7 protein-coding genes are annotated in these 7,257 nt (G+C 69.8%); 5 read left to right on the top strand and 2 right to left on the bottom strand.

Annotated features, from left to right (window positions below):
• On the bottom strand, positions 1-389 hold a 389-nt coding region (locus tag AC1DZ6_RS14945), incomplete at its 3' end, for a TauD/TfdA dioxygenase family protein (protein ID WP_477097947.1).
• Between the two features lie 263 nt (positions 390-652).
• On the opposite strand from AC1DZ6_RS14945, the gene AC1DZ6_RS14940 reads away from it, so the two are divergent.
• Positions 653-1,990 (top strand): LLM class flavin-dependent oxidoreductase, encoded by a 1,338-nt coding sequence (locus AC1DZ6_RS14940; protein ID WP_477097946.1) that lies wholly within the window; start codon positions 653-655, stop codon positions 1,988-1,990.
• A 109-nt stretch (positions 1,991-2,099) separates the two neighbouring features.
• Positions 2,100-3,470 (top strand): FAD/NAD(P)-binding protein, encoded by a 1,371-nt coding sequence (locus AC1DZ6_RS14935; protein ID WP_477097945.1) that lies wholly within the window; start codon positions 2,100-2,102, stop codon positions 3,468-3,470.
• Here AC1DZ6_RS14935 and AC1DZ6_RS14930 read toward each other — a convergent pair.
• Positions 3,442-4,275: a LysR substrate-binding domain-containing protein gene (locus AC1DZ6_RS14930; protein ID WP_477097944.1), complete on the bottom strand. Its 834-nt coding sequence runs from the start codon at positions 4,273-4,275 to the stop codon at positions 3,442-3,444. The genes AC1DZ6_RS14935 and AC1DZ6_RS14930 overlap by 29 nt on opposite strands.
• 186 nt (positions 4,276-4,461) lie before the next feature.
• Here AC1DZ6_RS14930 and AC1DZ6_RS14925 point away from each other — a divergent pair, with 186 nt between their 5' ends.
• Genes AC1DZ6_RS14925 through AC1DZ6_RS14915 form a run of 3 tightly spaced genes read left to right on the top strand, consistent with a single transcriptional unit; the run spans position 4,462 to position 7,213 of the window.
• Positions 4,462-5,214, top strand: a complete 753-nt coding sequence (locus AC1DZ6_RS14925) for an ABC transporter permease (protein WP_477097943.1) — start codon at positions 4,462-4,464, stop codon at positions 5,212-5,214.
• On the top strand, positions 5,211-6,026 hold the full coding sequence (locus AC1DZ6_RS14920; RefSeq protein WP_477097942.1) for an ABC transporter ATP-binding protein: 816 nt from the start codon (positions 5,211-5,213) through the stop codon (positions 6,024-6,026). The genes AC1DZ6_RS14925 and AC1DZ6_RS14920 overlap by 4 nt, the downstream gene beginning before the upstream one ends.
• Positions 6,023-7,213 carry an acyl-CoA dehydrogenase family protein gene (locus AC1DZ6_RS14915; protein ID WP_477097941.1) on the top strand — a complete coding sequence of 397 codons (1,191 nt, stop codon included), beginning with the start codon at positions 6,023-6,025 and terminating at the stop codon, positions 7,211-7,213. Before AC1DZ6_RS14920 ends, AC1DZ6_RS14915 begins: the two co-directional genes overlap by 4 nt.
• Positions 7,214-7,257 lie beyond the last annotated feature (44 nt).

Below are 7,257 nucleotides of genomic sequence, written 5' to 3'. Positions count from 1 at the left end.
GCCTTCAGCACCGCGCCGAACGATGGATTGATCCGCCAGCTGGTGTCGGTGTGCCAGTGGTTCTCGCGGATGTCGTATTCCTTGAACGCCTCAGCCGAGATCGGCTGGACGGCGCGGTGGGTTTCGACGCCGCCGGTCGGGTGGGCGTAGACCTCGCCGAAGTTGGCCGCGAAGGCCAACTGCTGGTCGCGGGTGATGTCCTGGTCGCGGAAGAACAGCACCTTGCGCTCCAGCAGCAGCGCCTTGAGCGCATCGCGTTGCGACCGGTCGAGCGGCTGGCGCAGGTCCAGACCCTGGACCTCCGAACCGATGGTCGGGTTCAGGGGCGTCGTGCTCAATCCCGCCGCATTGCTCACGGTCTCGCGAATGCCGGTGATGGTGGCGCTCATGGGCCTCTCCTCGCCTGATGGTTCGACAAGCGGCCCTCAAGCCGCGACGCCGGCAACATGAGCAATCCAGACAAGCAGCGTGAAGCAGTATTCCTCTAACCCGTCTCAGAGATTTATATATCTAAGGGCTAAATACATATCATCATGACAGGTTATCATAAGAGCCTACAACAAACACTCATAAGACCTATTGATCAAACTCCATTGCTGGACCGAACGCCCGGTGACAGTCATGCCGCCGAAACATTCTCTCGGAGGCCGTCATGGCGAAGCGCAGACAACTCAAGCTCGGCCACATGATCGAGGGCGCGGGTCGGACCTGGACCGACTGGCGTCATCCGAACGCCCAGCCCGGCGCCAGCACCGACTTCAAGTATTACAGCCGCGCGGCTCAGCTGGCCGAGCAAGGCAAGTTCGACTTCCTGTTCATCGCCGACAGCCTCTCGATCAACGCCAAGTCCAGCCCGCACTACCTGAACCGCTTCGAGCCGATCACCATCCTGTCGGCCCTGGCGGCCGTGACCGAGCATATCGGCCTGGTGGCCACGCTCAGCGTCACCTATTCCGAGCCCTTCAACGTCGCCCGTCAGTTCGCCTCGCTGGACCATATCAGCGGCGGCCGGGCCGGCTGGAACGTGGTCACCTCGTGGCTGGAAGGCTCGGCCGAGAACTTCGGCAAGACCGAGCACCTGGCGCACGACGTCCGCTACAAGCTGGCGGCCGAGTACCTCGACGTCGTCCAGGGCCTCTGGGACAGCTGGGAAGACGACGCCCTGGTCCACGACAAGGCCAGCGGCGTGTTCTTCGATCCCGACAAGCTGAACGCCCTCTCCCACAAGGGCGAGTTCCTGTCGGTCAAGGGCCCGCTCAACATCGCCCGCTCGGCCCAGGGCCAGCCGGTGATCTTCCAGGCGGGCGCGTCGGAAGACGGCCGCAACCTGGCCGCCAAGCGCGCCGACGCGATCTTCGTGGGTCACGGCGACATCGCGGAAGCCCGCGCCTACTACGCCGACGTCAAGGCGCGCGCCGCCGGCTTCGGCCGCAACCCCGATGACCTGTTCATCCTGCCCGCCGCCGCGCCGATCATCGGCTCGACGGAAGCCGAAGCCGAGGCCCGCTGGCAGGAGCGCGCCGAGCTGGTGTCGATCGAGTCGGCCCTGGCCATGCTGGGTCGCGGCTTCAACGACCACGACTTCACCGCCTACGACCTCGACGCCCGCTTCCCGGACGTGTTCAGCCGCGGGATCAACAGCTCGCAGTCGGCGACGCTGAAGATCGCCAAGGCCGTCGAGCAGGAGAACCTGACCCTGCGCCAGGTGGCCCTGCGCTTCGCCACCCCGCGCGGCGACCTGGTGGGCACGCCCGAACTGGTCGCCGACAAGTTCGAGCTGTGGCTGGACAGCCGCGCCTCGGACGGCTTCGTGATCGGCGAGTCCCTGCCCGGCCAGTTCCAGCTGCTGGTCGAGGAAGTCGTCCCCCTGCTGCAAAAGCGCGGGATCTTCCGCGAGGCCTACGAAGGCTCGACCTTCCGCCAGAGCCTCGGGCTCGACGTTCCGGTCAACCGCTATACCCGCCAGAAGGCCAGCCGCGCCGTCGCCTAAAGCGACGTCGCCGCGAGCAAATCCGCGCTGTCGGGCGTTCTTCGCCCGACAGCGCTTGCCCCCAGACGGCGCCGAGCGGTAAATCCTACGCGTCTTGTAGGATTATATCTTGGCCGATTCCCCACCGATCTTGGCCGTCGTCGGCGCGGGTTTCAGCGGCGTGATGACCGCCCTGCACCTGCTGCGCCAGCCCCGGCCAGTCAAGGTCGTGCTGATCGAGCGACGCAGCCCGATCGGCCTGGGCGCCGCCTACGCCACCGATGATCCCGCTCATCGGCTCAACGTCCGGGCCGGCAGCATGAGCGCCTGGCCCGATCGGCCGGGCGACTTCGTCGCCTGGCTGAAGGCCAACGATCTGGACGTCGGACCGGGCGGCTTCGCCACGCGTGGCGACTACGGACGCTATCTGCAGAGCCTGCTGTCGTCCCTGGCCGCCGGCCCCGAGGCCGCCGGCCGCCTGCTGATCACCCCCGACGAGATCACCGCCATCACCCCCGCCGGCGACGGCTGGACCCTGACCTGCGGCATGGGCCGGACGATCGCGGCCGACGCCGTGGTCCTGGCCCTGGGCAATCCGCCGCCACGCGCGCCGGAATCGGTCAGCGCCGAACTCGCGGCCTCCGACGCCTATGTCGCCGATCCCTGGCGCTGGGATTCCGCCAGGCTGCCGGACGGCCAGGGGCCGATCCTGCTGCTGGGCAGCGGCCTGACCATGGTCGACGCGGCCCTGTCGCTGGACCGCGTCGCGCCGGGCCGCCCGCTGATCGCCCTGTCGCGCCGAGGCCTGACGCCGCGCGAGCACCAGGGCGCACCGCCTTTACCCCTGCCCGATCCGCCGCCTGCGCCGCTGTCGTCGATCGAGGTCCTGGCCTGGCTGCGCGCGGCGACGGAACGTCATGGCTGGCGAACGGCCGTTGACGCCGCTCGACCGGCGACCCAAGACCTGTGGCGCGGCTGGAGCCTGAGCCAGCGCGCCGCCTTCCTGCGCCACGCCCGCGCATTCTGGGACGTTCACCGCCACCGGTTGTCGCCCGAGGTCGCCGAGCGGCTGGCGCGGATGCGGGCCGACGGCCGCCTGCGGGTGTTGGCCGGCAAGCTGGAGCGGGCCGACGTTCTGGAGGGCGGACGCGCCGGCCTGGTCTGGCGGCCGCGCGGCGAAACCGACGTCTGGCGCCTGGAGGCGGACCTGGTGGTCAACTGCACGGGGCCGTCGGCGGACGTCGAACAGTCCACCGAGCCGCTGGTCGTCGCCCTGGCTGCTCAGGGACTGATCCGCGCCGATCCATTGCGCCTGGGGCTGGACATCGACGCCGAGCACCGCGTGGTCCGCGCCGACGGGAGGCCGCACGCAACCCTGTTCGCCGTCGGGCCGATCACTCGCGGTGCGCTGTGGGAGATCAACGCCGTGCCCGACATCCGCGTGCAGGCCGCCCAGGTGGCGGCCGCCGTGCTCAGAGGTCCAGCGCCGCCTGGTGGATGAGTTCGGAAAGCTTGGCGATCGACGGATGCGGCGCTGATCCCACCCGGCGCACATAGGCGACCTGAGGCATGGCGGGCAGCCCCTCGGCGATCGGCGCGGCGCTGGGTCGGAACAACGTGGTGCGGCAGGTCACGGCCAAACCCGCCTCGACCGCCGCCCGCAGCGCCGACAGGCTGGGCGTCTCCATGGCGACTCGGTAAGGCCGCCCCTCGCGCTCCAGCGCCGCCAGGGCCGCATCGCGGAACCGGCACGGCGGGGCCAGGATGGCCAAAGGCAGCACCGGCGCCTGGGTCAGGTCCGGATCGCCGTGCCAGACCATCGGCGCCACCCGCGCCGCGTGCGGGTCGTCCGCCGCGCCCATGCACAAGACCACGTCCAGCCGGTCGCCGGCCAGCAGGTCCAGCAGCTCCGGCGAGCCGGCCACCCGCACCTCCAGCTGGACGTCGGGATTGAGCTGGCTGAACCGGGCCAGCACCCCCGAAAGCAAGGTCTCGGCGAAGTCCTGGACCAGCCCCACGCGCACCGGCCCGACCAGGGCGTCGCCGGTCAGGGCCACGACCGCCCGGTCGTTGAGCGCCAGGATCTCACGGGCATGGACCAGCAGGGTCTGGCCGGCGGGAGTCAGGGTCAGGCGACGCCCGTCGCGGTGGAACAGCGGCGTCAGCACCGTCTCTTCCAACCGCTTCATCTGCAGGCTGAGGGCTGACTGCGTAACGAACACCCTCTCGGTGGCCTTCAGCATCGACCCGGAGTCGACGATGGCCGTGAAGCTTCGCAGCAGTTCGGTCGGCAGATTGGTGGCCATGAAGATCGCCTATGAGAAACTCTGATACGACCCCTGAGGATAAGTCTATTGATCCGATAGGGTTTCAACGCCTTTCTCTGTGGAGCAAAGGCGCATGCGCCGCAACGGTTCACGGGACGGCTCACCCTCATGTCTTTGGCGGTCACCCTCAGAAATTCTCAAGCCACGCCATGGCGTTGGCCGCGCTTGGCGAACGCCCGATGGCTGTCGCCGACCGTGCTGTTGCTGCTCTGGGAGGCCGGGTCGCGGTTGGGCGTGATCCCGGCGCGGGTGCTCGCCGCCCCGTCCACCGTGGCCGAAACCTTCTGGGCGATGACCCTTTCAGGCGAGCTTCCGGCCAATCTGGCCGTGTCGTTGGGCCGGGCCGGGGCTGGTCTGAGCCTGGCTCTGATCATCGCCGTGACCCTGGGCCTGGTCTCGGGGCTGTCGCGCTGGGGCGAGACCCTGGTCGATCCGCTGATGCAGATCAAACGCACCCTGCCGGTCGTGGCCCTGACCCCTCTGTTCATCGTCTGGTTCGGCATCGGCGAGGTCCCGAAGGTCGCCCTGATCGCCACCGCCGCCGTCTTCCCGCTGTACCTGAACCTGTTCGCGGGCATTCGCGGGGTGGACGTTCGACTGGTCGAGGCGGCCCGCAGCTTTGGCCTCAGCGGCCGCGACCTGATCGTCAACGTCATCCTGCCCGGCGCCCTGCCGTCGTTCTTCGTGGGCCTGCGCTACTCGCTGAGCATCAGCGTGGTGATGCTGGTCATCGCTGAGCAGATCAACGCCCAGGCGGGCCTCGGCCATCTGATCAACAACGCCCGCGACTTCATGCGCACCGACATCATCGTCGTCTGCCTGCTCGTCTACGCCCTGCTCGGCCTCGCCGCCGACGCCCTCGTCCGCACGCTGGAGCGCAAGGCGCTGGCGTGGCGCCCCAGCCTCGTGGAGCAATGATTTTGGCCCAGCCCCGTATCCGCAACCGCGCCTTCGCTCCGGTTGAATCCGCGTCGCAAGCGCCCACCGTCGCCCTCAAGGGCTTCACCCGCCGGTTCGGCGACAACGTGGTGATCGACGGCCTGGACCTGACCATCGCCCCCGGCGAATTCGTCGCCCTGCTGGGCGCCAGCGGCTCGGGCAAGACCACCCTGCTGCGCACCCTGGCGGGCCTCGACGCGGTCGGCGGCCAGGACGTGACCACGCCCGACGCCCGCGCCGTGGTGTTCCAGGACGCCCGCCTGCTGCCGTGGAAGAAGGTCTGGCGCAACGTCGCCCTGGGCCTGAAGGGCGCCGATATCCGCACCCGCGCCGAGTCCGCGCTCAAGGAAGTGGGCCTGGGCCATCGCCTCGACGCCTGGCCGGCCACCCTGTCGGGCGGCGAGTCCCAGCGCACCGCCTTGGCGCGCGCCCTGGTCCGCGAACCGGCCCTGCTGCTGCTGGACGAGCCGTTCGCGGCGCTGGACGCTCTGACCCGGCTGAAGATGCACGACCTGGTGCTGTCGCTGTGGCGCGAGCACCGGCCCGCCGTGCTGCTGGTTACCCACGACGTCGACGAGGCCATCGCCTTGGCCGACCGCGTGCTGGTGCTGGATAAGGGCAAGATCGCCGTCGAGGAGCGGATCGCCCTGGAGCGCCCGCGCGTCCCGGACGCCCGTTTCCACGCCGTCCGTCGTCGGCTGCTGAGCCATCTGGGCGTCGAAGCCCCCGCGCCGCAGCCCGCCCCGGCCCCGGCGCTGGTGGCCTTCCCGACCGGCGAGGTCGTGCTGTGAGCAGCGCCGCCGCCCTGCGGGTGGCCGAGGCGCCCGCCCTGCCAGACCTCGACGCGCTCCTGCCCGGCCTGACCGCCGCCTTCGCCGCGACCGCCGGTCGCCATGACCGCGAGGCCAGCTTTCCGACCGCCAATTTCGAGGCCCTGCGCGACGCGGGCCTACTGGCCCTGACCGCGCCGCGCCGTCTGGGCGGCCTCGAAGCCGACCTGCCCACCGCCCTGAAGGTGGTCTCGGCCGTCGCCCGGGGCGAGCCGGCCACAGCCCTGGTGCTCGTCATGCAGTACCTGTTCCACGCCTCGGTCGAGGGCCGCTCGGGCTGGCCCGAACACCTGAAGCAGCGGGTTATCGGCGAGGCCGTCACCGACGGTGCCCTGATCAACGCCCTGCGGGTCGAACCCGACCTCGGCACCCCCGCTCGGGGCGSCCTGCCCGCCACCATCGCCCGCCGCACGCCCGAAGGCTGGCGGATCAGCGGCCGCAAGATCTACTCCACCGGCTCCACGGCCCTGACCTGGTTCGTGGTCTGGGCTCGTTCGGACGACGCCGAGCCGCTGGTCGGCGGCTGGCTGGTTCGCGCCGACACGCCCGGCGTGGTCATCGAGGAAACCTGGGACCATCTGGGCCTGCGCGCCAGCGCCAGCCACGACGTGATCTTCGAGGACGTTCTGGTCCCGCTGGACCACGCCCTGGACCCGCAGCCGGCCGGCGCCCCGCCGCCCTATCCGGCCAGCTTCGCGGCCTGGTCGGCGGTGCTGACGGCGGCCATCTACGACGCCCAGGCCCGGGCCGCGCGCGACTGGCTGGTCGACTTCCTGGCCAACCGCAAGCCGGCCAATCTGGGCGCGGCCCTGTCCACCCTGCCCCGCTTTCAGGAAGCCGTGGGCGACATCGATGGTCTGCTGCTCTCCAATGATGTGCTGCTCGCTGCCGCCGCGCGCGGCGAGGTCGGCGGCGTCGAGGCAAGCCTGGTCAAGCACCTCGTCACCGAGAACGCCATCAGCGTGGTCGAGAAGGCCCTGAAGCTGACCGGCAATCCGGGCCTGACCCGTCACAACGCCCTGGAGCGCCATCACCGCGACGTGCTGTGCGGCCGGGTCCACACCCCGCAGTCCGACGTGGTGCTGACCAGCGCCGGCAAGGCGGCTTTCGCGGCCTACGGGGCCCAAACTCAAGGCTTGGAGCGATGAGCCGCCTGGTGGTCGCCAGCCAACTGCCCGAGCTGTTCAACAAC

The sequence above is a fragment of the Caulobacter sp. P1_B12_2 genome (assembly GCF_056406675.1).
This window is presented reverse-complemented; position numbering and strand designations above follow the sequence as displayed.